We start from the raw sequence: 23,298 nt of genomic DNA on the forward strand, positions 1-23,298 counted from the left end.
ACGATACTATTCAAATGGATGATCGTCATTAATTAATATACGTTGTATTTTTTTAGCTTTACCTGCACTATCAAGGTCAATAATAACACCTGACAATACTTTTCTACCTTCATCAGGTAAGTTATGACGTTGCGGTAAACTTGTTATAAATCTTTCTATAACTTCATCTTTATTAATACCTAATATGCCGTCATAATAACCTGTCATACCTACGTCAGTAATATAAGCAGTACCTTCATTTAACACGCGCTCATCAGATGTTTGAATATGCGTATGTGTACCAACCATGGCACTTACTCTACCATTCAAATACCATCCCATTGCGTTTTTCTCTGAAGTTGTTTCAGCATGAAAATCGACAAATATATACGGCGTTATTTTTGAAGCTTGTTCTATAAGTTCATCTGCTTTTTTGAATGGGCAGTCTATTGCTGGCATAAATGAACGACCTTGTAAGTTAATGATTGCGATATCTTTATCATTAACTCTAATAATTCTCATGCCAAGACCTGGTGCTTCTTCAGGGAAATTCGCTGGACGAACCATTCTATTCGCTTGACCAATAAAGTCATATATTTCTCTTTGACCATAAGTATGATTACCCATCGTTAAAAAGTCGGCACCCATTCTTAAAATATCTTTATAAATTTTCTCTGTTAAACCTTTACCATGTGCAGCATTTTCTGCATTCACAATCGTAAATGTTGGTTTGTAACTTGCTTTAATTTTTGGTAAATATGTTTCTAACTGTTCTCTTCCTAGTTTGCCTACAATATCACCTATAAATAAAATTCTCAATATTGACATCCTCTCTATTCACTCTATATTCTAATTCAAAATAAAAAATTTTAAAAGACATGATTATTAATTTTTTATTAGGGTATACATAATACGAGCGTTATATAAACACATATGTTTAGTAACGTTACAAAATCTAATAGGAGTGTTTATTTAAACATGGGAATTGAAATCCAACCAGAAAAATTTGCAGAATTAGTGGTTAGAGCAAATCCATCCGTAGAAGAAAATGCAGAAGATATCGCGAAAGACAGTTTAGAACTATACGTTACAGCATTCAAACTCGCTGAAAAATATGGCAGTTGTGGTGTAAATTCACAAGAAACATCCAACATTTTAAAAGAAGCATTAGATTTAGAACTGAACTTAACACGTTAAATTTATTATAAAATACTAATATCAAAAACCATCGCTATAGATTATGTAGCGATGGTTTTTGGTTTGTAGAATACTTACTTAAATATATAATTCACGATATTTTCAGTGGTACCTATTTTGTCATCTTGTAATAGTTGGTCTGTTATATTTTGATAATCTGGTTGTTTATTTTCTAGTAATTGTCTGGCCAGTATGCGTTCATCATTACTCGCAATTTCTATCGTGACAAGTTCGAATATATCAAAGTAAAAGCCTATTTGTTCTGAGTAAACTTCTGTATCTTCTTGCAATAAGAAAATGGGTTTATTTAAATGTGCATAATCAAATATCGTAGATGAATAATCTGTAATCATGGCATCTGAAATTAAATATAGTTCTTGAATGTCTACAAGTTCATTATAAAAACAATGAATTCGATCACTTAATTCACTATATGTTACTCTCAAATGTGATTCATTAGGATGTAGTTTAACAATAACTTCATATTCTTCAGGTAATTGTTCTAATAAGATGTTTAAATTGATTTTTGACAATAGTGCTCTTTTTTCTTTTCTCCATGTCGGACAGAACAAAACATATTTTTTATCGTTACTTTTAGTAAAGAAATATTTCGTAAGCACACGTTCTTTCTCTGTTTCATCATGATTCATTAAATATTCATTTCTCGGTGCACCGAGTTGAAGTATTTGTAAGTCTTGCTCTGGTTGAATATTAAATGATGACTCTAGTAACATTGTATTTACTGCTGAAGAAGTTAATAAGTAATCCCACTTCTTCATTCTTGGTTTAAATGCTGCTACTTGAGCATTCCTTTCAGTTTTGTCTTCTAAATCATTCAACATTCTTTTAAGAGGAAAGCCATGCCATGTTTGTACAAATATTTGATCTTTATGTTTAAATACCCTATCTAAAGTATTGCCGTTCACCACAATATATTTGCACGACCTAAATGTTTGATTATAAATATTACTACCAAACCTTACAGGAATTAAATTGTGATTTCTAATTTCCATATCTACTAATGCATTTCTAGAACTTACATACACTTCTTTTTCAGGAAAGTGTTCTTTAATATATAGTGCGATATATTTCGGATCTCCACTAAAGTTGTTCCCATGAAACGACTCTATGAACACTTTATTTTCCGAAGGTGTAATGGCGTCGTATTGCTGTTTAAGCTTATCCATTTTCCTTTTTTCGTATTTCTTTTTTGCAAAATTAAAGACTCTCTCATTATTTAATACTGTTCTAATAACTGGTTTAGTCTTATATTGTTCATACAAATCTCTGCCATAATCTAGCTTTGATTTTTTGCGGACTTTTTGTGTAACTTTCTCCTTACTTCCTGATCCTATTTTTAAACCATCCATACATGCTTTAGATGCTTCAATAAAATCAGAAGCATAGTCTCTATCAATAAATGTTGCATTCAATAATGCTACATCTTCAGCTCTTTCTTCCTTTGTATATTTATCATCAATAAACTCAATTAAACGATCACTATCTTCATGGATATCTTTCTCTAAAAATTGTACTGCATGATACGGTTCATATATACGTTTGAGTACGCCATCTTTTCCAGCATAAATAAACGTTTTATTACCTTCAGCTATAGATTCTAATATAGAATAGCCTAATGTTTCATATGGAGAAGATGATATATAAATATAATTTTTAGGTTCACGTTCATTCATATGAACATGTTCTTCTAGTTGATAATAATGAATTAAATTTTTATATAATATTTCGGATGGTCCATACCCCTTAATATATAAATGTATATCATCATATCCCTTAACATTAATGATGCGATTCATCATTTTTATAACATATGAAATATCCTTTATATTATCTTCAAATCTCGCTTTGATTAATAAATTTCTTCGTGTCACACTAGGTTCTTCATTCGCGATAATATGTGACGCATCGACATATTGATTAAAGACATTCTCTTTTCCATAACGTTCGATGAAATCACGCTTAATATCAATAGAACTCACTCTATAAGCATCAATCGCATCAAAAGCTAAATCTTGATTATCATCAATATATGCTAATGGCCCATGAATCTCCCCTACGACCATTGCATTTGGATTGATGGATTTTATTTCTCTTGCTAAATAAAAGAAGGTTTCTCTCGTTAGTATAACGAGATCTGTATTTACAAAATCTTCACTTGTTCTAAATTTTTCGAAACTTAAATGCTTATCAAATAATTGTTCATTAATCATAGTATTAAATTTCGCTGTCTTATCAAAAGTTTTAAAATTATAATAAACAACTTCATGATTAGCTTTAATAAACGATTTAATCAAATTGATATTACTTCTTGATGTTCCACCTTTAGCAAAAAGATTGAACCCTAAAATTTTAATTTTCATTCAATCTCGCCCCTTTGTAATTGTTTTTATCTTATAATTAAATTTTCATTCATATTAACACTCCTTATATACTTATTCCACAATTTTTAATTATTTTAAACAGAATTATTTGTTGGAAATAATTAATTGTATTGAATATAAAAAGAAAGGATAATCTATTTTTATATTACCTTATATATTACAATATTAAATTCACGCTCTTTTACTCATCAATCACTTACTAATATATCTTTTTTGAATTGTATAGCTTGAATTACACCCTTTGAAATTTCTTCATGATTAAGCCAAAGTTTAGTTCCATCTACATTTATTCGATGACCCAATTTTACTGTGAATACATTAAAGCCTTTATTCTTAAGCCCATTAATAAAGTCAGCATCATCATATTTATTTGTACCGACGACGTGAACATAAATTGGTTCAGCATGCTTATCCACAATTATATGTTTCTCAATGAACTTGAGATGATTGAAATAGCCATTACTATGCACCCAATTCACCATAATATTAACATCTCGTATATTCTCATCAATCAGCGCATTATCATTTTCATAATCATATTGTTTAAAATGTATATTTTTCGAATGAAGTAAGTCCTCTGAGTATTTATTTTGATTTCTAGAAAGTAGCCAAATATCAACATCAAAATGTTCTTTAATCCATTTCGTTGCATCCATCAACATACCAGATCCACCAGCAATCACAATTGTCACTTTATTCACCTACTTTAATTTTAAAATTTTTTCTTAAGTATGCTTGATATAACACAAGCTTTCAATAGATTTTCATTTATTTAGTCAAATTTATCTCTCACTTTTCACTTTACAAAAGCGAACACTTGTTCGTATAATGAAGAAAAGATTCTACGGGAGGTGTTTGTGATGAATAAGTATATTAACTTAATGATTCATAAATTTGAAACTTACATTTATATGTTAGATAGCGTTGAACCGACTAATGATACGGCGCTATTTTTAAATGGTGAAGTCATTTATAAAGAAATAAACAAAGTTGAACGTTACCTACAATCATTTGATTATCGAACTGAGAAGTTCATTTTATTTACGGGATATTTAAAGATTTTACGCGTCATTTATCGTGATGTTTATACATCTTCAACACAACGAAATACGATGATCGTTTCTTTGAATAACGCGATTCATTGCTTAAATAAAATGAATAAGGAGCTTGTATATGAAAATTATTAATCCTGACTTACCAGAACCTTATAAATATGAGACAGATTATCGCAAAATTCCTAATCATTATCTACAGCGTAATATTCCTAAAGGAAGAGGCATGATTAAATGGGCACCATTTGCAACAATGCCTCAGCAATATGAAATGATTAAACAGTTTATAGCCGATCAAACAAAAGTAGAAAAACCTATATTAGAAGAAACTGCATTAAATGATTTGAATAACGTATTAGCAGAGAAAATATTTTATAATCCACAAGCACTTATTAAATATTGGGAAGATGGTTATTTTAAAGAAATAGCATGTGAAATTAATAAATTTGATAGTGAACATAAAAAATTAGAAGTTATTGCAGAGGATAAGAAAGTACGATTGAGCATGGATTGTATTGTTAGTATTGAATAGTCTAAAACCATTTTCTTCGCTTATGCTATGATATGTAAATGGGGGTGGCATAATTTATGATAACGATTGAACGTATTACTAAAAATAATGAACATGCACTTAAATTACCTAATGAACCATTCGAATTGTTCGGTAAACTTGTCGTTACGAGAACTGCTGATGTATGGCAATATCATGAAGTGTTAACGGATTCTGATACTATGATTTTTCCTGATGAAAATTATCAGCTTGATTCAATTGATCAGAAAGGTTTTGCAATAGGTGCATTTGATGATAACAAATGTATTGGTTTAGGTATTTTTGAAAAGGATTGGAATCAATATTTGTATTTAAGTGATTTAAAAGTCTCTTCTTCTTACCGTGGTCAAAATGTTGCATCAACATTGTTAAATGCAGCGATAGAATTAGCAAAAGATGAAGGAATAAAAGGGATTTATACGATAGCTCAAGACAATAATTTAAATGCTAATCGCTTTTATTTAAAGTATGGCTTTGAAATTGGTGGATTAAATACCAAATCATATCAATTCACACAACAAAAAGGTAAATTTGATATTTATTATTATTTGGATTTTGAAGCATAACTAAAAAGCGGGACAGAAATCTTTTTATATAAATTAGATTTCTATCCCACTCTTATTATTACTATATTACATTTAGTTTATCTTCTTCGCTTTAAATATGATCATCATAGGTCTTCTCAATTCATCTTTCATACCATCTATATTCATCATATGTTGTGGTGGTATTGGCTCAACAATATTTTCAATGACAAATTGATTATTTTTAAGCGCTGCAAAATATGAAGTTAATGTATGATGATATTTTTTTATTTCGCTACCTAAGAAATGTGTATTTCTTTCCCCTTCAACAAAATAATGATCAACAGGAAAATGCTCAATTTCTCCATCTTTATAAATCCAGTCTTGAGAACCATGTGCCGTAAATATAGGATGCTCTACTGAAAATATAAATTCTCCATTATGTGATAATGCTTTTGATACTTTTTTAAACAGTGACTCAATATCTTCTATATAATGAATCACTAATGAACTTAATATTACGTCATAAGTATTAGGTTCCATAGAATACTCATCAATGAAATCAACCAAATAGGTTATTTTAGAATCATGATTGACCGCTTCTGCCTTCTCTATCATCTTTTTAGAAGCATCAATGCCAATTACTTCTTTAGCTCCTTGCTGAACAGCATATTTACAATGCCAACCATAACCACAACCTAAATCCAATACTTTTTTATTTTTAAAATCAGGTAAATTGCTTTGTAATGTTTCCCATTCTCCTGCACCTTCCAAGCCGTGCTGACTTCTCGCCATTTTAGCATATTGATCAAAAAATACTTGATCATCATATTGATTCTCCGGTTTCATATTATCACCTCATACTTATGATATCAGAATGTAAGCAATAAATTTAATGTTTTAATAACGCCACTATCGTTATGATTGATAGCGATGAGATTTGCCTCTTTCTTCAATTCTGGATAAGCGTTATCCATTGCTACTTTATATTTAGCTGATTTGAATAAATCTATATCATTAAGTCCGTCACCAAAAGCAATTGTTTCAGCGGGATCAATATTTAATATACTTTGTATTTTATGAATAGTCGTTCCTTTATTAACACCTAATTTCGTAATATCAATCCAGTAATCTTCAGATGCAATAATATAAGCTTCATTATTAAAGTAATCAATTTGTTGTGCTGTTTGTTTACATTTACCTGAAGCGTCATGAACTGTAATTTTCAAGAAATCACTTTTAATTTCTGTGAAGTCTTTAATATATGTAACATTTTGATATGACCCGTGTACAAATTTTCTTTCTTCTTCAGAAACAGTATCTAGAACATATGCTACATCTTCCGTACATGCAATAATTGTTTGCTCTGGATCTATTTTTGTTAAAGCATCAATAATATTTAATCCTAGTTCATTTTGTATCATTGCTGTGTAAAGAAATTCACCGTTATATTTTATACGTGTTGCACTATCTCCAATGATAAATGTATCTTTCGTTAAATCACCTACAATATTTTCAACTCTTTCACATTGTTTCCCCGTACAGAACACAAATCTAATATTGTGTGAATCTAAATTTTCTTTTAATATGCCAAACGCTTCTCTATCAAACTCGCTATTCCCATCTAAAAAAGTACCATCCATATCTGTGACGACTAATTTTATATCCATCTAATCATCCCCTTTACTTTATAACTGTTCAATTATATTGTATCGATATAATTATAGTTTTTCAATAGGAAGCGTTTACTTTTTTATTTGTTTAAGAAATTGTTTTGGTGTTTGGCCATACCTTTCTTTAAACTTTTGTATAAAATAACTCGTTGTTGAAAAGCCACATGCGTAAGAAATATCTGTAATCGACTTATCTGTATGTTTATTTAACATACTCACACTTTTTTCTAATCTATAATTTAAGATATATTGAAATGGCGTTTGATGAACATATTTACTAAACAGTCGAACAGTCTCAGATTTACTCATATGGATATTCTCACTTAAATCATTCAAAGTTATTTTAGATTGGTAATGATCTTGTATATACTTAATCAATGTTTTGATACGTTGATCAAAATAGTAATGTGCGTCTGTTTCAATTTGCGACATGATATTTATCAAATGTTTCAATGACTCATAATAGCAAATTGAAATATCTAGTTTAAAATGTTGTTCTTTTTCATCAAATTTATCACCCGCTTCTTTAATGATATTAATCAACATTTGATGTTCAGAGAGATTCGGTGACAAATATATATAAGGTATTTTATGTGCTAATTCTAATACTTGCGTTAAATATTCCATCTCTATCTGTTTATACATATCAGCAAGATCAATATTCCAACAAAAATATTCTGTATCAGACACACTTTCATTTATTTCATGAACAACTTGAGAATTGATAAATAACCCGTGCCCTTTTGGAATATGTATCAACTCTTCACCTATTCCAACTTTAAGTTCACCATTAATGACATAAACATATTGCAAAGCACTGTGCCAATGAATGGGGATGTAACCATATAACGTTTTGTTTAAAACAGTATGTAAAATAATGTGATGCCAATTTTTATAAGGATATTGAATTAATTCTTCTCTTGTTTCTTCAACAATAATTTCAGTATACAATCAACATTCACCTCAATATTTTGATATTATTACACAATATTTATGTATTATATCATGTTTTAAATCACTATAATCAATATATAATTATAAAATGAAGGTGAAACATATGGACAAGTATAATCGCATTAAAGGTATAACTTTAGCAATAGTTGGAGCAAGCTTTTGGGGACTAGGTGGTACAGTTTCTGATTATTTATTTCAACATCAACATATTGATATGAATTGGTATGTAACAGCAAGACTGCTTATAAGTGGTGTATTACTATTATGCTTGTTTAAATTAACGCACAAACAACATAGCTTGTTTAGTATATTTAAAGATAAGACAAGTATCATTCAGTTGTTGCTATTTTCAATTTTTGGCATGTTTCTCGTTCAATACTCATACATGGCATCCATCAATTACGGTAATGCAGCAGTAGCGACGCTTTTACAATATATAGCGCCAGTCTATATCATTATTTGGTATGTCTTAAGAAAAAAAGACACTTTTAAAGCATTTGATTTAATAGCCATTATTTTAACAATCGCCGGTTCTTTTTTATTATTAACTAACGGGAGTATTTACAACTTAATGGTTGTTAAAAGTAGTATTACTTGGGGCATTATATCTGGTTTATCATTAGCTTTTTATACGATTTATGTTGGCAATTTATTAAAAAAATATCCGTCAGTTCTCGTCGTTGGTTGGTCAATGCTCATATCTGGCATATTTATCAATTTTAAAGCGCCTATTTGGGATATTGATATTCAACTATTAAATGGCCAAACTATTTTTTATCTCTTATTTGGCATTATTGCAGGTACAACAATCGCATTCTATTTCTTTATTTCTAGTTTGAATTATTTAAGTGCTAAAGAAACCGCATTTTTCGGAACAATTGAACCTGTAATCGCAATATTAAGCAGTGCTATTTGGTTAAATGTCGCATTTTTACCTTTTCAAATATTAGGGATATTGTTGATATTAGTATTAATACTCACAATATCATTAAAAAAAGGAAATACTTCTGAAATTTAAAAATTAAAAACAACCATACTCAAACAAAAATTATTGTCTCAGTATGGTTGTATAACATTTATAAAAATATTTGATAAAAGTCTAAATCTAACCACTTATCAAATTTATATCCTACTTTTTCAATTTTACCACTATATTTAAACCCTAATTTTTTATGTAAATCAATACTGCCTTGATTATCACCATCAATTCCTGCAACAATCGTTTTATAGCCATTTTTCTTTGCTAAATCAATAATTTCTAATAATAATTTTGAAGCAATACCTTGTCTCCTGAAATCTGGATTTACATAAATAGAATGTTCAATTGTATATTGATATGCTGGCCAATCTCTGAAAGATCCGTATGTTGCAAAACCAGCAACTTGGCCATCCACTTCATACACAATAACAGGTTGGTTATTTTCCACTTTAGTATTAAACCATTTATGACGTTCTTCTAATGTTGTTTCATCATATGTGTATACAGCTGTTGTATTCTTAATTGCATCATTATAAATATATAAGATTTCTTTTAAATCTTCTTCTTTAACTAATCTAATCATCTTTCGATCCTCCTCAATTATATTTAGTATACATAAGGAATACGATGACACAAATTTATGTGAGTATAACTGACACGACTGTACAATTATTTAACAACAAAATTTGTTAACATAATATTATTAAATAAACAATTCATTACATTCAAAGTAGATATCTTACTAAATGCACTTACGACTAAAAATTATGAATTTTTAACAGAAAATAGGGAAATTTAATTATTACAGACGGTAATAAAGGTTTAGATTTTGAAATAGCTCGCGTATAGAAAGATCAAGGTTGTAAAGTATATATTGGTACTCGTGATGAATCACGTGGTAAAAAAGCAGCAGTGGATATTGATGTTGATTATGTTCACGTAGATATAACAGCCGATCAATCAGTTAAATCTGCTGACACATTGTTATCGGTATAATGCCTTGGTAATATAAACAAATTATATTTCAATTAATCAATTTTTAAAGGAGTTCTATCAATGAAAAGTATCAATTTTGAAGAACATTTTGTATTAAAAGAAGTTCAAGAACAAATGAGCAAATTATTCAACCATCAGAAAACGGTGTGCCATTAAAAGCAATGTTAGAAGCACTTGAACACCAAACTGGCTTTACGAATGAAGATGAAATTAATCAACATGATCAACGCATTAAGTTTATGGATGAACAAAATGTACAAATGCAAGTCTTATCTTATGGTAATGGCTCTCCTTCCCTACTATCTGGTGATAAAGCAATTGAATTATGCCGTTATACAAATGACACTTTAAAAAAATATATTGATCAATATCCAGATCGTTTTCTAGGATTTGCTACATTGCCTATTAATGAACCAGAAGCAGCTGCTGAAGAATTTAAAAGATGTGTGAATGAACTCAACTTTAAAGGTGCGCTCATCTTTGGTCGTCCAAATGGTAAGTTTTTGGATAGTCCTGAATTTCATACCATTTTTGAAACTGCAGAAGCTTTAGATGTACCTATTTATTTACATCCAGCACCAATAAGTGACGAAGCATATCAAGCTTATTATCAAAGTGATCAATATTCAGATGCAACTGCTGGATCATTTGCTTGTTTTGGTTATGGTTGGCATGTTGATGTCGGTGTCCATGCAATGCGTATTATTTTAAGTGGTATTATGGATAAATACCCAAACTTAAAAATGATTATCGGACATTGGGGAGAATTCACACCATTCTTCTATGAAAGAATGGATGAAACCATTTATGCACCAAAATTAAAACATAAACCTAGTCACTACTTTAAAAATAATTTCTTTATTACACCAAGCGGCATGTTAACTAAACCTCAATTTGAAATGGTTAAAAATGCTGTTGGAGTTGATCATATATTATATTCTGCAGATTATCCTTATATTCAACCGGAAGAATTAGGCACATTCTTAGATGAATTAGATTTAACAACTGAGGAAAAAGAAAAGATTAGTTTTAAAAATGCACAAAAACTATTAAAACTTTAAAAATGGAGGCAATATAATGAATACATTAAAATTACAAGGCGCAAATTTAAATTACTATAAAGTTGGAGAAGGACCTGTTTTAATACTTGTTCCAGGTGCTAACGGTACTGGAGATATATTCTTACCTTTAGCTGAACAATTGAAAGATCGATTTACAGTTGTAGCTGTAGATAGAAGAGATTATGGACATAGTGAATTAACAGAGCCACTTCCAGAACGTGCACAAAATCCAGACGATGACTATCGTGTTAAACGAGACGCACAAGATGTTGCAGAACTTGCGAAACATTTAAGTGATGAGCCAGTATATATTTTAGGTTCAAGCTCAGGTTCTATCGTTACGATGCACGTATTAAAAGATTATCCAGAAGTTGTTAAACAAATTGCATTCCATGAACCACCAATCAATACTTTCCTTCCAGATAGTCAATATTGGAAAGAAAAAAATGATCAAATCGTAGAACAAATTGCATCTGAAGGATTACAAAAAGGCATGCAAACATTTGGAGAAACATTAAACATTTCAGCAATTGATGCTAAAGACATGTCTAAACCCGTTTCAGAAGACGACGAAGCACAAAAAGCACAATATGAACGTATGATTTTCTGGGCAAATTATGAAATCAGACAATATACACATTCTGATATTACATTAGAAGATTTATCAAAACATAAAGATATTGTCACATTATTAAACGGTACAGATTCAGTAGGTTCATTCCCACAAGAGGTAAACTTCTATATAGAAGAACAAACAGGTATTAAAATCGTCGACATACCAGGTGGACACTTAGGTTACGTTCAAAAACCAGAAGGATTTGCAGACACTTTAACAAAAATGTGGTTATAAAATTTAATATGTAAAACAAAACATCGCATGTCACTCGTTAACTAATGGCATGCGATGTTTTTTTGTACAAAGTGTGATTGAGTTTATATATTTATTTACTCATGAAAATACTTAAACATAAGCTATTTCTTTACTTTTTTTCTTTTAGTAAAACTAATATTTAGTTTAGGTGAACCACTCCATACAGAGAAAATATCCATAAGAAAAGATATCAACTGTTTTAACAGATCAACCATTTTTACCACTCCTAATTAACAATTATAGTAAATTAATCATAAGGGATTTTTACTCACTAATATTCTCAGATAGTAAACTATACATAAATTGATCACTAATTTCATATATAACAGGTTTACTTTTAATTTTGATTAATTTTTCTTCATGGCTAGAAATAACATTATTAATCTTTCCTCTGGAATAACCTGAAGCTGTTTGTAGTTCTTTCAAAGTAATTCTTGAATATTTACTACCAAATACTTTATCTTGTAACAAAATATATAATATTTTATATTCATACTTATCATAATGTTTGTTTTGTAATGCTAGTTGTATTTTATTGATAATGTTTATATTCTCTTCAAAATTGTCAATTATATTTTCTTGTCCTTCGATTAAAATACTCAACATATCATCAATAAAATTAGTTAATTCACCTTTATTGAAATAATTTGAAGTATCAGCAAAAGCTTTATAATATTTAGACTTGTTATTATTTACAGAATACGAAAATGAAAGTGCTGTATATGGGTCTAATAAATCGTTTAATTTTCTAGCTATTATATATCTACCAATACGCCCATTCCCATCATAAAATGGATGTATATATTCAAAAATATAATGACTTGCCAAAATTTTAATAAGTTCAGGTGATTCATGACTTTTTATATAATCTATAAGCTTTGTTAATAATTCTATCACTATAGATTCACTATATTCATTTCTATGAACCCATTTATTTTTAGAATGATCAAATACACCTATACTACTAGCTCTAAACATCTTACCGTCAGGATGTTCATCTTTTTTGATTTCATCAGAAACAATTTCATCGTATATTTTCCTAAAATCTGCAACAGAATTTAGATCAAGTTCTCCAAATTTCATCATTAAATACTGAGTGACTAATCCTGTAAATCTTTTATCTTTCTTACTTGTATTATTTAATACTTCAGCTATTTCTTTTTTAGTACTTTTAATATTTTCAATTTCGTTCGTACTTTGTAATTCGTTAATTAATAACTTATTAATATATGCATTCGTTGCTATTCTAGGAAGATTAGCAGATAATTGTTTGATTTTAGATGAATTTAATAGAATTCTTTCATACTGCTTAAACAGACTTTTATTTATTGAATAAAATAATGGATATTGTATATCGAGTATTTGTTTCTCATCTTGCATAGGACTAATGTTTATATCTAATAAATAACTTGAATAATGTCTGATTCTCATATCATATTCTGCTTGCATAACATCTGTTCCAAATAATAGAAAAATCGACTTAAGTGGTTTATACTTCATTAATTTCACTCCTATTTAACATATATGCCGAATATGTTCATTAGATATATTCGTTATATACTCAAAATAGCTAAAATCATAGAATTAGTTCAATAGCTATAATACAAAAGTCATTTTGATAACAATATAAAAAACCCTAACCGTTTTCGGTTAGGGTTTTAAAATTTGAGAACTCTTCTACTTAGCGTATTCAGTAGCTCTCATTTCCCGGACAACTGTCACCTTAATATGCCCTGGATATTGTAATTCGCCTTCTATTTGATCTTTAATATCTCTAGCTATTCTATGTGCTTTCAAGTCGTCAATATCTTCAGGAGAAACGATTACTCTAATTTCTCTACCTGCTTGTATTGCGAATGCTTTTTCAACACCTTGATAACCTTCTGATATTTCTTCTAATCTTTCTAAACGTTTCACATAATTTTCTAAAGTTTCTCGTCTAGCTCCAGGTCTTGCAGCACTTAACGCATCTGCTGCTGCTACCAGTATAGAAATAACTGATGTTGGTTCTACATCCCCATGATGTGAGTGTATTGCATTTATGACTGTATCATGTTCATGATATTTCTTTGCAAGTTCTACCCCTATTTCAACATGGCTACCTTCAACTTCGTGATCAATAGCTTTACCAATATCATGTAATAAACCTGCACGTTTTGCTAAAGTAACATCTTCACCTAGTTCAGCTGCTAACATTCCTGAAAGTTGTGCAACTTCTACTGAGTGTTTCAGTACACTTTGGCCATAACTTGTACGATATTTCATACGTCCTAAAATTTTAACCAATTCTGGGTGTAAGTTATGAATACCTAATTCAAATGTCGCTTGTTCACCTGATTCTCTCATTAGGTCATCCACTTCTCTTCTCGCTTTTTCAACCATATCTTCAATTCTACCTGGATGGATACGTCCATCAGATACTAAATTAGTTAAGGCTGTCTTAGCGATTTCTCTACGAATTGGATCAAATCCAGATAATATAACCGCTTCTGGTGTATCGTCTATAATTAAATCTACACCTGTTAATGTTTCTAAAGTACGAATATTACGACCTTCACGACCGATAATACGTCCTTTCATCTCATCATTTGGTAAATTAACAACGGATACAGTCGATTCTGAAGTATGATCTGCTGCTAATCTTTGTACAGTAATAGACAACAGTTCTTTAGCTTTTTTATCGACATTTGCTTTTAGTTCTCTTTCTTTTTCTTTTACAAGTACAGCAATATCATGTGACAGTTCTTCTTCTACTTGTGAGAATTGCTCTTTACGAGCTTCTTCACGTGTGAGTCCGGAGATGCGTTCTAGTTCTTGTTCATGTTTCATTATTATTTCTTGAACATTACTCTCTTTTGCATCTACCTGTTGTTGTCGCTCTTCAATTTTAGCTTCTTTGTTTTCTAGAATTTCATCTTTTTTGTCTAAAAGATCAGATTTGCGCTCTAAATTTTCTTCTTTTTGAAGTAATCTTGCTTCTTGCTTTTGTAGGTCACTTCTTCTCTCTCTAATTTCACTATCAAGATGATCTCTACTTTGTTGATTTTCTTCTTTAGCTTCAATCAACTTTTCTTTCTTAAGACTCTCAGCTTCTTTATTCGCTTCACTTATAATATAGTGAGCAGACTGACGAGCTTGATCTTGCTTTTTCGTTAAGCTATTATGTGCGAAAAAGTATCCTACAACAACACCTAGAATAACTCCTAGCAAAATGAGTAAGAGGGTTAATAAGTCCACATAAACACCTCCTTCTATCTAGGTTCTACGTCTTATATATACAAAAATATGATTAAATGAAACTATGGAATCATACAACTCAATTGTACGTTTAAATTTGTACAAGTGTCAAGGACATGGACTTTAATTTTTAATTCTATTTTTATAAAAAAACATTCTATAGATTACACAATGAAACGTAATCTATAGAATGTTTAATTTAATGTCAAAATACTATTTAGTCTAATAAAGTTTCTTGTTCAGGCTCATTAGGTTTTTCTTCTTTTTTAGCTTCTTCTTTCTTCTTACCGTTAAAGCCTAATTGATCTCTTAAGATTCCATCAATTTCTTCAATAATAGCTGGGTTTTCTTTTAGGTAAGTCTTAACGTTTTCTTTACCTTGACCCATACGTTCTCCGTTATATGAATACCAAGCACCTGATTTATCTACAATATCAAATTCAACTGCTAAGTCGATTAATTCACCTTCACGTGAAATACCTTCACCATACATAATATCAACTTCTGCTACTCTGAATGGAGGCGCAACTTTGTTTTTAACAACTTTAATTTTAGTACGGTTACCAACAACTTCTTGACCTTGTTTCAATTGTTCAGCACGGCGTACTTCTAAACGAACAGAACTATAGAACTTCAACGCACGTCCACCTGGTGTAACTTCAGGATTACCGAACATAACGCCAACTTTTTCACGAATTTGGTTGATAAAGATAGCTGTTGTATTTGATTTAGAAATAGCACCTGATAATTTACGTAAAGCTTGACTCATTAATCTTGCTTGTAAACCAACGTGTGTATCTCCCATTTCACCTTCAATTTCAGCTTTAGGTGTTAATGCTGCTACTGAGTCAACAATAACAATATCAACTGCACCACTACGAACAAATGCTTCTGCAATCTCTAAACCTTGTTCACCATGGTCTGGTTGTGATAAATATAGGTTATCAATATCTACGCCTAAGTTTTTAGCATAAACAGGATCTAGTGCGTGCTCAGCATCAATAAAAGCAGCTACGCCACCTTGTCTTTGTGCTTCAGCGATAGCGTGTAAAGCTACTGTTGTTTTACCAGAACTTTCTGGACCATATATTTCAATGATACGTCCTTTAGGGTAACCACCAACACCTAATGCTTTATCAAGTGTGATTGAGCCACTAGAAACTGCTGATACTTCTCTACTTGTATTATCCCCTAGCTTCATTACTGCCCCTTTACCAAAGGATTTTTCCATATTCTTAATTACTGTATCGAGTGCTTTTTGACGTTCGTTCACGCGATAACCTCCTATATATAAAATGAATTTACTTGTTTAATTAGCTATTATTACTATAAATGCTTTTGTTCTAAATTGCAAGCATAAAGCGAATATTTGTTCGTGTTTTTGTACGCATTTTTAAAAATTAAGCGAACATAAGTACCGATTTTATGAATTATTGCAAGTTACCTTAATTGGTTCAAAAACTTTATAAGTGCTATATTGCTTATTCTATCACGTCTTCCAGCATATGATTGACTTAATGACGAAATAAATTTTTCCGTTTTTTGCATATGTGAAATATATACTGTTGATTCTTTATGATCTTGTTTTAAAACGATAACACTTTCTACGTTAAATGTTGATTTTAACTTATTAGCAATTTGTTCAATTGAATCATCTTGACTAATATTCAACATTTCATCAGTCCATGAATTTTGTAAGAGATATGATTTTAAATATTGTTTGCTGTCTTTAGAAAGCTTAAGTCGCGCATTTAATACGCCATCTGTAATGCCATCATATATAACAAGTGGTTGGTCTAATTCATTAAATACAGCATCTTCAACTGTTAAATCATCACTACCGTAATAAAATTCGCCGATTCTATTTAATATTTCTGTTTTAACAGGCTGGATTAAATCTATCGCTTGTTGTTTTGTATTCGCATTAGCTGTAATGCGGAGTGATACTTCATGTTGACCAGCAAGTGGTGCAATTGTAGGATTGGATTGATTATCTATTAAGTCAATCAACTCTGTTTCTAAGCTAGATTCACCAATTCCCATGAAATTCAATGACTCTGAAAAGATCACACGTTCTTCATTTAAGAAGAAGGATACAAGATATTGATTGACCATTGGTTGAAGTTCTTTTGGCGGACCAGGTAATAATACGACTTTTTTGTCATCCACTTCTAAATACATGCCTGGTGCCATACCAAAGTCATTCTTCAGTACTTCACTACCTTCAATAACAAGTGCTTGTTGTCTATTATTAGGTGTCATCGTACGGTTTTCATTTTTAAAATATTGTTCGATTTGATCCATAGCTTGTTGGTTTGTTTCTAATGATTTACCTAATACTTTACCAACAGTTTGTTTTGTTAAATCATCTTTTGTAGGTCCTAAACCACCTGTTAAAATCACTACGTCATGATGCGCTAATTCTTCTTTAAAAGTACGTTCTAATCTTCCAGGATTATCGCCTACAGCAACGTGTCTCATAACACTTGCACCGAGTTCATTAAGTACTTTTGAAATAAACTGTGCATTTGTGTTAGCAATTTGTCCTAATAAAATTTCAGTACCTACGCTTAAAATACTAACTTTCATATTTTTGCCTCCTACAGAAAAACCTACAAACGAAATGTTGTAGGTTAAATGTTGTTATTATTTTGATCCTTTAAATACATCTCTACCATGATAAAAATACTCTATACCAGATAGAATTGTAAAGAAAGTAGCAATATACATGAGCCATTGCCCAAGATTAATTTGCCATAAAGTAGAGAATGGTTCTTGTAATAGGATAAATACAATTGCGACCATCGTTACAGCCGTTTTAATTTTACCTAATTGACCAGCTGCACTTACAAAGCCTTGTTCAATTTGAAGTAATCTTAGTCCTGTTACAGCAAATTCTCTAGCAATGATGATAATAGCAATAACTGATGATACTTTATCAAGCTCTACCAATGCAATTAATGCACTCGCTACTAATAATTTATCAGCTAGAGGGTCTAAAAATTTCCCCATGTTTGTAACAAGTTCCCATTTTCTCGCTAAATAGCCATCAAACCAATCTGTAACAGAAGCTAAAATAAATATAATACCAGCTATAAATTGTTCTATTCTCATTTCTTGTCCAAATAAGAAATGCATGTCACCCATATTAAAATCTACAAGTAAAAATAAAACAAATACAGGTATTAAAATAACACGTAATACTGTTAATTGATTAGGAATATTCATATTCGTTCTCCTTCTTTTCTTACAACTGCATAATAATACTATTATAAATCAATACTATATATAATTAAATGATAATTATTAATAATATCCAACCGATTAAGCATACACCAAAGAATGTAACCATTTGTGTTATGAGTTTAGCTACCATTTTATTCTCTGATATTTCAGTTTGACTTCTTTTTTCTTGCGTAAGCTGTCTAAAAGCTTCTTTAGCAGAAGGTGCTGTTTTAGGCAACTCACTTTGATGTTTATCAATTAATTCTGGTGCACTCATATTGATTGCAGAAGCATATTTCGTTATGAAACCTCTTGTATAATCCGGATTTGGTAGATTTTCAAATTCATTCTTTTCAATCATCATTAAAAATGGTCTTTGTATCTTTGTTTTTTCTTCAAGTTCAACTAAAGTCATCCCTAATTGTTCTCTTTTACTTCTTAACGTTTCTCCAATATATTTCAAATATATTCACCTCAAACAATTTATTCAAAAAATCCAAATCCATCTCCAAATGCCATATTGTCATTTGTAAATAAATCATTTTTATTTAATTGCTCATATGTAATTTCTTGGTCTTCTGTTTCTCTTAGTTCAATAATATAATCAAAATCTTCAAGGCTATATTCAGAGCGTTGTACAAATAGATCAGGATGTTCTACTACTTTAATTGTTGGTAAACTCATAACTTCTCTAACGAGTTGTTTATGCTTTTCATCAGTTTGCTTAGATGTTACAGCACCATCAATAATATAAACATTTTCATCACTATATTCACCTTTTAATAAAGAGCTTCTTACTGTTTGCTTAATAAGTGTCGAACTAATAAACAACCATTTTTTATGGGCACACACACTAGCGGCAACAACAGATTCTGTTTTACCTACTCTTGGCATACCTCTCACACCAATCAGTTTATGACGGTTCTCTTTAAAAAGTTCTGCCATAAAATCAACTAATAAACCTAAATCTTTTCTTTCGAATCTAAAGGTTTTTTTGTCATCAACATCTCGTTTAATATATCTACCGTGTCTTACCGCTAATCGATCTCTTAATCCTGGTGTACGTAACTTTTTAATGGTAATATCATCAATTTCTTTAACAATATTTTCAAAGCGTTTAACTTTATTCATATCATCTGTCTTAATGAGTAACCCTCTTCGACCTTGATCGACACCATTTATCGTAATGATATTAATACCTAAAATACCAAGCAAACTAGAGATATCCCCTAATAAACCTGCTCTATTTACTTGTATATCGTATTCTAAGTACCATTCTTTTTTAATGACTTCTTCCATAATATCCACCCCAATATTAAATATACCATCCTCCGTTTACACGTAGAACTTGGCCGGTCACACTTTGAGATAACGGATTTAATAAATATCCCACCGTTGCCGCAACTTCTTTAGTTTGAACAAACCGACCTTGTGGTATTTCATCTTTTAATTGTGTTTGTGTAATTTCATCAAGTTCATCTGTCATTTTACCATGAACGACACCTGGACATATAGCATTTACTGTAATAGATGTTAAAGCAAGTTCTTTTGCTAAAGATTTAACAAAACCAAGTTGAGCTGCTTTCATTGTTGAATAAATTGTTTCGTAACTCGCACCAGTCTCTCCCCAAATAGATGATATAACGATTATTCTTCCATTTTCACTCTTTCTAATATCATCAACAAATAATTGAACAATTTTTATGAGTGCATATACATTCAAGTTATATTGAACATCAATATCATGATCTGTAAAATCTTGTATCGCACCAAATGACGATTGCCCAGCTGCATAAATTAATTGATCAATATTTCTGATTGATGTTAAAGATTGTAAATTAGCTTTGTTTGTTAAATCGGATTGTAGAAAAGTAACAGGTTGTCCGGCATATCTTTGTTTGAGTTCTTTAATATTAGAACGATTATAATGCAGTATCACTTCATGACCTAATGATAAACATTCATCAACAATCGATAATCCAATGTCACCACTACCACCAACAATGAATGTTCTAGCCATTTTGTTTCACCAAACGACTTTCTACTACATGATCAAAGTCTATTAATGAAGCCAATGTTTCTTGTACACTTTCTACTGTTATAGATTCTAAAATGTTTACAAGTTCAAATAGTTCTACACCTTCGAAATAGAATTTAGTATATTGATTTGCAATATATTCTGGAGAATTTAAACTCGATACAATTTCCCTTAAAGTTTGTTTTCTCACTCTTTCTAACTCTTCAAGTACAAATCCATTTTCAATATATTTCTTAAGTTCCGCTTTAATCGCTTCTTTAAATTCATTATGATAATCAGTTGTCACAGCTAGAATTAAATAACTATATGTCATTTCGTTAGCAAATTGATAACCAAACGTATCATCAATCACTTCTTTTTCTAAATTTGATTGATAAAATTCAGTTTGTTCACCAAACATTAAATCTAAAGCAATCATCATTTCCATATCATTTTTTACGCGTACTTTATCAGAAATAGTATTAGGCTTGAACTTATATGCCAACATTGATTTTTCTTGAACAATGTCCATTTTCGTTTCGACATATGGTGTATGGACGGATGTCGGTTCGTCTATTACTTTTCTCGTAATAGGTGGCATTTCGTGCATATTTCTTTTGTCTTCATGTTCGCGTACTAATTGTATAGTTTCTTCTGGATCGACGTCTCCAACAATGATTAACACCATATTTGCTGGATGGTAAAAAGTTTCATATGATAAATATAAATCTTCAGCTGTAATATCATAAATACTTTCAACTGAACCTGCTATATCCACTTGTACAGGATGATTATGATAGAGTGCGCCTAAAGTTTGGAACATTAATTTATAATTAGGCTGTTCTTGGTACATCTTAATTTCTTCAGCGATTATACCTTTTTCTTTTTCTACTGTTTTCTCAGTAAAATACGGACTTTCAATCATTTTTAATAAACGAATAATATTATCGTGCACATTTCCAGTCGCACTAAATAAATAACTTGTTCTATCAAATGTCGTAAATGCATTAACTTGTGCATCATTTTCAGCAAAACTTGTAAAGACATCGCCATCTTCTTTTTCGAACAATTTATGTTCTAAGAAATGTGCTACCCCGTCCGGAACAGTCACAAAATCATCTTTGCCATGTGGCTTAAATGTATGATCAAGAGAACCGAAATGTGTTGTGTATGTCACAAAAGTCTTTGAAAACCCTGCTTTTGGAATGACAACTACTTTTAAACCATTTTCTAAAGTATCTTCGAATACAGTTTCATCAATCTGTTTATAATATTGATTACGCATTGTTATCACCTTCAGTCAGTATATATATTGTATCTAATTGTCCAAGTTGTGCGGTCTTTTTAATATCTTCAATTGTGATAGATTCAATTTCTTTAATCCAATCATCATAGTTATAAACGGATTGATATCTCGCATGTGTATGCAATAAGTCAATCATTTGTCGTTGTTTATCAAACATTTCTCGTGCGTGTGAAATTAAGACTTTCTTCGCTAACGTCAGTCTCTCTGTTTCAATTTCACCTTGTTGAATTTCTTTAAAAATATTTAAAATTGTTTCTTTAGCGACATGTACTTTATCTTTAGAGATGCCACCAACTATATATAAGAATCCATTTCTTGCATCGATTTGAGAATGTATCGAATAGGCTAAACTTTGTTTTTCACGTACTTCACTAAATAAAATTGAAGAAGCATCTCCACCTAGCAACATATTTAACACTAAGAACGAATAATATTCTTTAGAATGGAATGTTATTGGGAACCTATATCCCATATTTAATTTTGCTTGATCAATCTTTGTATAATCTACTATTTCTTTTACTTCTTTAATATCTTTTAATAATGTCGTTTCGATTTCTAATTGACTATTATGATCAAAATTAAAATATTCATGACACAATGATTTAACTTCATCTAATTCAACATTTCCAATAATATATGTAGATATCGCATTCTCGTGTAACAAATCATGGTATGTATTGACTAAAGATTCAGGTGTTACGTTATCAATGTCTTCTAGTCGACCAGATGCTAAATATTTATATGGCTCATCTTCAAACATATGATTCATAAATTGAATAAATGCACGTTGAGATTTGTTGTCTTCAATTGCAGTTAATTTTTTATGTAGTAATGATTTTTCTTGCTTCGTGTATTTTTCATTAAATTTGTCATTTTCGATCAGTGGATTAAAAATCACTTCATGCAATAATTTAACGGCTTGCTCAAATAGTGGAATTTCACTATTTAAATATTTTTCATTTACGATTTCAATACCAATTGTCATGATATGATTATTAGCTTGTTTATTGACATAGCTAAATAAATGCGCACCATATAAGTCCGCAAGCAAATTATTCATTTCTTTATCAGTTTGGTATTGTTTTGTAACACGTGTAATTAATTTACTTAAAATTGACCTAGATGTAATCGTCTCACTGTTTAAAGGTGCTACAAATTTAAAAACGATAGTCGTTGTTTTAAATTTTTCAGTTGGTATCACATAAACGTCATTTGAAGATAATTGTATATGTACTGTTGTTATCATAATAGATACCTCTCTTATATGTATGTATA

At 30.4% G+C, this 23,298-nt stretch carries 23 protein-coding genes and 1 pseudogene; 7 read left to right on the plus strand and 17 right to left on the minus strand.

The window, feature by feature from the left end:
• Positions 1 to 6 precede the first annotated feature (6 nt).
• The gene (locus LQ694_RS05700) at positions 7 to 798 is read right to left on the minus strand and encodes a TIGR00282 family metallophosphoesterase (RefSeq protein WP_037587854.1); all 792 of its coding nucleotides are present in this window, start codon (positions 796 to 798) and stop codon (positions 7 to 9) included.
• Positions 799 to 957: 159 nt separating this feature from the next.
• On the opposite strand from LQ694_RS05700, the gene LQ694_RS05705 reads away from it, so the two are divergent.
• Positions 958 to 1,176 carry a hypothetical protein gene (locus tag LQ694_RS05705; protein ID WP_048542667.1) on the plus strand — a complete coding sequence of 73 codons (219 nt, stop codon included), beginning with the start codon at positions 958 to 960 and terminating at the stop codon, positions 1,174 to 1,176.
• 74 nt (positions 1,177 to 1,250) lie between these two features.
• Here LQ694_RS05705 and LQ694_RS05710 read toward each other — a convergent pair whose 3' ends face one another.
• Together LQ694_RS05710 and LQ694_RS05715 are read right to left on the minus strand one after the other, a co-directional pair.
• On the minus strand, positions 1,251 to 3,557 hold the full coding sequence (locus LQ694_RS05710) for a CDP-glycerol glycerophosphotransferase family protein (protein WP_096791369.1): 2,307 nt from the start codon (positions 3,555 to 3,557) through the stop codon (positions 1,251 to 1,253).
• Positions 3,558 to 3,766: 209 nt separating this feature from the next.
• Positions 3,767 to 4,270: a Rossmann-fold NAD(P)-binding domain-containing protein gene (locus LQ694_RS05715; RefSeq protein ID WP_218696595.1), complete on the minus strand. Its 504-nt coding sequence runs from the start codon at positions 4,268 to 4,270 to the stop codon at positions 3,767 to 3,769.
• Between the two features lie 168 nt (positions 4,271 to 4,438).
• Between LQ694_RS05715 and LQ694_RS05720 the strand changes: the two genes are divergently transcribed.
• From LQ694_RS05720 to LQ694_RS05730, 3 genes are read left to right on the plus strand one after another with little or no spacing between them, the layout of a single operon-like run.
• A complete protein-coding gene (locus LQ694_RS05720) occupies positions 4,439 to 4,765 on the plus strand; it encodes a hypothetical protein (protein ID WP_058611048.1) in 327 nt (108 codons plus the stop codon).
• On the plus strand, positions 4,752 to 5,162 hold the full coding sequence (locus LQ694_RS05725) for a YolD-like family protein (protein ID WP_065381131.1): 411 nt from the start codon (positions 4,752 to 4,754) through the stop codon (positions 5,160 to 5,162). Before LQ694_RS05720 ends, LQ694_RS05725 begins: the two co-directional genes overlap by 14 nt.
• A 56-nt stretch (positions 5,163 to 5,218) precedes the next feature.
• Positions 5,219 to 5,746 (plus strand): GNAT family N-acetyltransferase, encoded by a 528-nt coding sequence (locus LQ694_RS05730; RefSeq protein ID WP_218696597.1) that lies wholly within the window; start codon positions 5,219 to 5,221, stop codon positions 5,744 to 5,746.
• A 72-nt stretch (positions 5,747 to 5,818) separates the two neighbouring features.
• Here LQ694_RS05730 and LQ694_RS05735 read toward each other — a convergent pair whose 3' ends face one another.
• The 3 genes from LQ694_RS05735 to LQ694_RS05745 form a co-directional block, all read right to left on the minus strand.
• Positions 5,819 to 6,553: a class I SAM-dependent methyltransferase gene (locus LQ694_RS05735; protein WP_218696598.1), complete on the minus strand. Its 735-nt coding sequence runs from the start codon at positions 6,551 to 6,553 to the stop codon at positions 5,819 to 5,821.
• Between the two features lie 23 nt (positions 6,554 to 6,576).
• Positions 6,577 to 7,374: a Cof-type HAD-IIB family hydrolase gene (locus LQ694_RS05740; protein WP_218696599.1), complete on the minus strand. Its 798-nt coding sequence runs from the start codon at positions 7,372 to 7,374 to the stop codon at positions 6,577 to 6,579.
• A gap of 75 nt (positions 7,375 to 7,449) precedes the next feature.
• A complete protein-coding gene (locus tag LQ694_RS05745) occupies positions 7,450 to 8,328 on the minus strand; it encodes an AraC family transcriptional regulator (protein ID WP_218696600.1) in 879 nt (292 codons plus the stop codon).
• Positions 8,329 to 8,434: 106 nt separating this feature from the next.
• On the opposite strand from LQ694_RS05745, the gene LQ694_RS05750 reads away from it, so the two are divergent.
• Entirely contained in the window at positions 8,435 to 9,349 is a 915-nt protein-coding gene (locus LQ694_RS05750) for a DMT family transporter (protein WP_070368930.1), read from the plus strand.
• Positions 9,350 to 9,407: 58 nt separating this feature from the next.
• Here LQ694_RS05750 and LQ694_RS05755 read toward each other — a convergent pair whose 3' ends face one another.
• A complete protein-coding gene (locus LQ694_RS05755) occupies positions 9,408 to 9,893 on the minus strand; it encodes a GNAT family N-acetyltransferase (protein ID WP_058611055.1) in 486 nt (161 codons plus the stop codon).
• 473 nt (positions 9,894 to 10,366) lie between these two features.
• Here LQ694_RS05755 and LQ694_RS05760 point away from each other — a divergent pair.
• A pseudogene (locus LQ694_RS05760) lies at positions 10,367 to 11,367 on the plus strand (amidohydrolase family protein).
• A gap of 16 nt (positions 11,368 to 11,383) precedes the next feature.
• A complete protein-coding gene (locus tag LQ694_RS05765; protein ID WP_058611057.1) occupies positions 11,384 to 12,217 on the plus strand; it encodes an alpha/beta fold hydrolase in 834 nt (277 codons plus the stop codon).
• Between the two features lie 285 nt (positions 12,218 to 12,502).
• On the opposite strand, the gene LQ694_RS05770 is transcribed toward LQ694_RS05765, so the two are convergent.
• From LQ694_RS05770 to yfmF, 10 genes are all read right to left on the minus strand, one after another.
• Positions 12,503 to 13,738, minus strand: a complete 1,236-nt coding sequence (locus tag LQ694_RS05770; RefSeq protein WP_231493043.1) for a Fic family protein — start codon at positions 13,736 to 13,738, stop codon at positions 12,503 to 12,505.
• Positions 13,739 to 13,915: 177 nt separating this feature from the next.
• Positions 13,916 to 15,475 carry a ribonuclease Y gene (rny, locus tag LQ694_RS05775; RefSeq protein WP_239771850.1) on the minus strand — a complete coding sequence of 520 codons (1,560 nt, stop codon included), beginning with the start codon at positions 15,473 to 15,475 and terminating at the stop codon, positions 13,916 to 13,918.
• A 217-nt stretch (positions 15,476 to 15,692) separates the two neighbouring features.
• Positions 15,693 to 16,706: a recombinase RecA gene (gene recA, locus LQ694_RS05780; RefSeq protein ID WP_049319417.1), complete on the minus strand. Its 1,014-nt coding sequence runs from the start codon at positions 16,704 to 16,706 to the stop codon at positions 15,693 to 15,695.
• Between the two features lie 209 nt (positions 16,707 to 16,915).
• Complete coding sequence (locus LQ694_RS05785; RefSeq protein WP_096791364.1) at positions 16,916 to 18,064, minus strand: CinA family nicotinamide mononucleotide deamidase-related protein; 1,149 nt, start codon at positions 18,062 to 18,064, stop codon at positions 16,916 to 16,918.
• A gap of 57 nt (positions 18,065 to 18,121) precedes the next feature.
• Positions 18,122 to 18,703 carry a CDP-diacylglycerol--glycerol-3-phosphate 3-phosphatidyltransferase gene (pgsA, locus tag LQ694_RS05790; protein WP_037587820.1) on the minus strand — a complete coding sequence of 194 codons (582 nt, stop codon included), beginning with the start codon at positions 18,701 to 18,703 and terminating at the stop codon, positions 18,122 to 18,124.
• Between the two features lie 64 nt (positions 18,704 to 18,767).
• The gene (locus tag LQ694_RS05795; RefSeq protein WP_058611059.1) at positions 18,768 to 19,163 is read right to left on the minus strand and encodes a helix-turn-helix domain-containing protein; all 396 of its coding nucleotides are present in this window, start codon (positions 19,161 to 19,163) and stop codon (positions 18,768 to 18,770) included.
• 20 nt (positions 19,164 to 19,183) lie between these two features.
• Entirely contained in the window at positions 19,184 to 19,999 is an 816-nt protein-coding gene (locus tag LQ694_RS05800; RefSeq protein WP_025905363.1) for a YmfK family protein, read from the minus strand.
• A gap of 16 nt (positions 20,000 to 20,015) precedes the next feature.
• Entirely contained in the window at positions 20,016 to 20,720 is a 705-nt protein-coding gene (ymfI, locus tag LQ694_RS05805) for an elongation factor P 5-aminopentanone reductase (RefSeq protein WP_065381123.1), read from the minus strand.
• The gene (gene yfmH / locus LQ694_RS05810; RefSeq protein WP_239771852.1) at positions 20,713 to 22,002 is read right to left on the minus strand and encodes an EF-P 5-aminopentanol modification-associated protein YfmH; all 1,290 of its coding nucleotides are present in this window, start codon (positions 22,000 to 22,002) and stop codon (positions 20,713 to 20,715) included. Before yfmH ends, ymfI begins: the two co-directional genes overlap by 8 nt.
• Positions 21,995 to 23,269, minus strand: a complete 1,275-nt coding sequence (gene yfmF, locus LQ694_RS05815) for an EF-P 5-aminopentanol modification-associated protein YfmF (protein ID WP_204253507.1) — start codon at positions 23,267 to 23,269, stop codon at positions 21,995 to 21,997. The genes yfmH and yfmF overlap by 8 nt, the downstream gene beginning before the upstream one ends.
• Between the last annotated feature and the right edge of the window lie 29 nt (positions 23,270 to 23,298).

The organism is Mammaliicoccus sp. P-M58 (assembly GCF_022386165.1).
In the GTDB taxonomy this organism is placed as follows: domain Bacteria; phylum Bacillota; class Bacilli; order Staphylococcales; family Staphylococcaceae; genus Mammaliicoccus; species Mammaliicoccus sciuri.